This window comes from Pseudomonas sp. (genome assembly GCF_030696055.1).
Taxonomy (GTDB): domain Bacteria; phylum Pseudomonadota; class Gammaproteobacteria; order Pseudomonadales; family Pseudomonadaceae; genus Aquipseudomonas.
The window spans coordinates 1-3,843 of the sequence record NZ_JAUYNP010000012.1 but is presented as its reverse complement, the minus strand read 5'-3'; the positions used below and the strand labels follow the sequence as shown (position 1 = coordinate 3,843).

Below are 3,843 nucleotides of genomic sequence, written 5' to 3'. Positions count from 1 at the left end.
CACTTCGGCCGCATGAGCAACATCCTCAACCCGGGCCGCGGCATCAACATGGGCGACGGCTGGGAAACCGCCCGCCGCCGTACTCCGGGCAACGACTGGGTGATTGTCGCCCTCGGCCACCCGGGCGAAATCGAGCGCATAGTGGTCGACACCCTGCACTTCAAGGGCAACTACCCGGACAGCTGCTCGATCCAGGGCGCCTTCGTCAAAGGCGGCACCGACAGCCAGATCGAAACCCAGAGCCTGTTCTGGCGCGACCTGCTGCCGAGCCAGAAGCTGCAGATGCACGCCGAGCACGAGTTCGCCGAGCAAATCAACCAGCTCGGCCCTATCACCCACGTACGGGTGAACGTGTTCCCGGACGGTGGTATCAGCCGTCTGCGCCTGTTCGGCAAAGTCGCCAAGTAAGCTTGACCATCCTCTCTCCCCTCTGGGGAGAGGGTTAGGGAGAGGGGTAGCGATACAACCCTCTCCCCCGGCCCCTCTCCCGCCTGCGGGAGAGGGGAGCTAGAGCAACCCATAACAAGTAGACCACTATGCGCAAACTGATCATTGAGCCTTTGAGCAAAGAAGCCTTCGCCCCCTTCGGTGACGTTATCGAAACCGAGGGCAGCGAGTTCTTTATGATCAATAACGGCTCCACTCGCCGCTATCACAAACTGGCCACGGTCGAGACCGCCCAGCCGGAAGATAAGGCGATTATCAGCATCTTCAGTGCCGAGGCCCTGGATATGCCGCTGACCGTGCGCATGCTGGAGCGCCATCCGTTGGGCAGCCAAGCTTTTATACCGCTGCTCGGCAACCCCTTTCTGATCGTGGTCGCGCCACTTGGCGATGCACCTGAGTCAGGGTTAGTCCGCGCCTTCCGCAGCAACGGCAGGCAGGGCGTCAATTACCATCGCGGCGTCTGGCACCACCCGGTGCTGACGATCGAAAAGCGGGATGACTTCCTGGTGGTTGATCGCAGCGGTTCTGGCAACAACTGCGATGAGCATTTCTTTACCGACGAAGAGCAACTGCTCCTCGCCCCCCACCAATAAGAGAAGCCCAGGGGACCGGCCTGCCGGCACTGGGAAAGAGGTACTGATTGTGGAAGCGCATTTAACTGAGTGGCTGAACCTGGGTATCCGCTGGATCCATATGATCACCGGCATCGCCTGGATCGGCGCATCCTTCTATTTCGTCTGGCTGGAAAACAACCTGAACCGGGTCAACCCGCGCGACGGCCTGGCCGGCGACTTATGGGCGATCCACGGTGGCGGTATTTACCACCTGGAAAAATACAAACTGGCCCCGCCGAAAATGCCGGACAACCTGCATTGGTTCAAATGGGAAGCCTATTTCACCTGGTTGTCAGGCGTTGCGCTGTTGATGGTGGTCTATTACCTCAACCCGAGCCTGTACCTGATCGCCCCCGGCAGTGACATGGCACCGGCCGTCGCCATCGCCATCGGCTTCGGCTCAATGATTGCGGGCTACGTGGCCTACCACTTCCTCTGTGATTCGGCCCTGGGCAAGCAACCGGCCCTGCTCGGTGCGGTGCTGTTCGTCCTGCTGATCGCGGCGGCTTATGGTTTCAGCCTCATTTTCAGTGGCCGCGCCGCCTATCTGCATGTCGGTGCCATCATCGGCACCATCATGGTCGGCAACGTGTTCTTCACCATCATGCCGGCACAACGCGCGCTGGTTAAGGCCATCGAAGACAACACCACGCCGGACCCGGCGCTGCCGGCCAAAGGCCTGCTGCGTTCGCGCCACAACAACTACTTCACCCTGCCAGTGCTGTTCATCATGATCAGCAACCACTTCCCGAGCACCTACGGCAGCCAATACAACTGGCTGATCCTGGCTGGTATCGCGATTCTGGCGGTATTGGTGCGTCACTACTTCAACACCCGCCACGACAGCAGCAAATATGTCTGGACCCTGCCTGCCGCAGCCCTGGGCATGATCTGCCTGGCTTACGTCACCGGCCCGAGCATGAAGGCGGCAGCGCCTGAAGCGCCCAAGGCTGCCGTGATCGAATACGCACCGGTTCCCGCCACTGGCGTCAGTGGCAACCCAGAGGCCGCCAAAGCAGCCGAAGCCGCTGCGCAACAGGCAGAGCCTGCCGCATCGGCCACTGCGGCGGCCGGCGGCGACTTCGCCAAGGTCCAGAGCGTGATTCAGGAACGCTGCGCCGTGTGCCATTCGGCCAAGCCGACCAGCCCTATGTTCACCAGCGCGCCGGCTGGCGTGATGTTCGACACCCCGCAGCAAATTCAGCTGCTGGCACCGAAGATTCACGCGCAAAGCGTTGCTTCGCAAGTCATGCCGCTGGGCAATATCACCCAGATGACCCAGGAAGAACGTGACTTGATCGGTGCCTGGATCGACCAGGGCGCGCAACTCAACTGATATCCGCAGAGGCCGCACCCAGAACGGGTGCGGCCTCTTCTATTGTTACTCCCGCCTTTCAACACATCTGAGCAACACGCCCAGATTGCGCCGTAGCCACTCACCAGCCCCACCAGGCTTGCAGCTAACGCTGCGCCCGGCTCCGCCTGAGAGCCAGCCCCCTCCCTCGTAGCCGCCCAAACAGCCGCCCAGTGCCCAGTCGCAACAACCTTGCCGAGCCGCTGACTAACGGTCGATTTTTTGTGCACAATTTATAAATAAATTGTTTTTAACGATGTGTCCAAATTGTTATAGTCGGAAGATTCTGACCGACCAGACAGTTTTAGCTCGATTCAGAAAGAGGCGCCGTGAAGCCTCGTGCAAGCCCACGACCAAATAAAATAACTGGCAGGCTCTGACATGACCACGACACATACACCGCACGCTCAAGCTCCATCCTCTGGCAGCAACGATCTGATCTACGGACTGGATGATCGCCCAGCGTTCGCCCCAGCCATCTTCGCCGCACTGCAACACGTACTGGCCAGTTTCGTCGGCATCATCACTCCGACTCTGATAGTCGGCGGCACCCTCGGCCTGCAAAGTGAAATCCCCTACCTGATCAGCATGGCGCTGTTCGTTTCCGGCCTGGGCACCTTCGTCCAGGCGCGTCGCTTCGGCCCCATAGGCGCCGGCCTGCTGTGCCTGCAGGGCACCAGCTTCGCCTTCCTCAGCGTGATCCTCAGCGCCGGCTTCCTGGTGAAAAGCCGCGGCGGCAGCACCGATGACATTCTCTCGACCATCTTCGGCGTTTGCTTCTTCGCGGCCTTTGTCGAGGTCGCCTTCAGTCAGTTCATCGACAAGCTGCGCAAGCTGATCACCCCGGTGGTGACCGGCACCATCATCACCCTGATGGGCCTGTCGCTGATCAAGGTGGCGATGACCGATATGGCCGGTGGCTTCGGCGCCCCCGACCTCGGCGCACTGAGCAACCTGGGCCTAGCCGCCTTGGTGCTGGGCACCATAGTCGTGCTCAACCGCTTCAACGCCCCGCTGCTGCGCCTGAGCGCCATCATCATCGGTCTCGGCCTGGGTTTCTGTGTGGCCTGGTACCTGGGCAAGGTGGACTTCGCCAACATGCCGGAAGTGGCGGCGGTGAGCATCCCGGTGCCCTTCAAGTACGGCTTCTCCTTCGACCTGTTGGCCTTTATCCCGATCGCGGTGATCTTCCTGATCACCCCGCTGGAAGCCGCTGGCGATTTGACCGCTAACTCGATGATCTCCAAACAACCGGTTAAAGGCCCGGTGTACATGAAGCGGATCAAGTCCGGCCTGCTCGCCGATGGCCTCAACTCGGCCATGGCGGCCGTGTTCAACAGCATGCCGATGGTGACCTTCGCGCAGAACAACGGGGTGATCCAACTGACCGGCGTGGCCAGCCGTTATGTCGCCTATTTCATCGCCGGC

Annotated in this window: 3 protein-coding genes and 1 pseudogene; all 4 read left to right on the top strand. The window is 60.6% G+C overall.

The window, feature by feature from the left end; genetic code table 11:
* Window positions 1–408 (top strand): annotated as a pseudogene (locus Q8Q83_RS00735) (allantoicase); the annotation flags it as partial.
* A 128-nt stretch (window positions 409–536) separates the two neighbouring features.
* Window positions 537–1,040: an ureidoglycolate lyase gene (locus tag Q8Q83_RS00730; RefSeq protein ID WP_305620250.1), complete on the top strand. Its 504-nt coding sequence runs from the start codon at window positions 537–539 to the stop codon at window positions 1,038–1,040.
* Between the two features lie 49 nt (window positions 1,041–1,089).
* Window positions 1,090–2,397 carry a urate hydroxylase PuuD gene (locus tag Q8Q83_RS00725; RefSeq protein WP_305620248.1) on the top strand — a complete coding sequence of 436 codons (1,308 nt, stop codon included), beginning with the start codon at window positions 1,090–1,092 and terminating at the stop codon, window positions 2,395–2,397.
* 399 nt (window positions 2,398–2,796) lie between these two features.
* Window positions 2,797–3,843 (top strand): solute carrier family 23 protein (locus Q8Q83_RS00720; RefSeq protein WP_305620246.1); only part of this gene is annotated, 1,047 nt, incomplete at its 3' end.

What these genes read in the sequence shown, in the direction of transcription:
- Q8Q83_RS00730 (WP_305620250.1), top strand. Translation starts at nt 537, where the DNA reads ATGCGCAAACTGATCATTGAGCCTTTGAGCAAAGAAGCCTTCGCCCCC.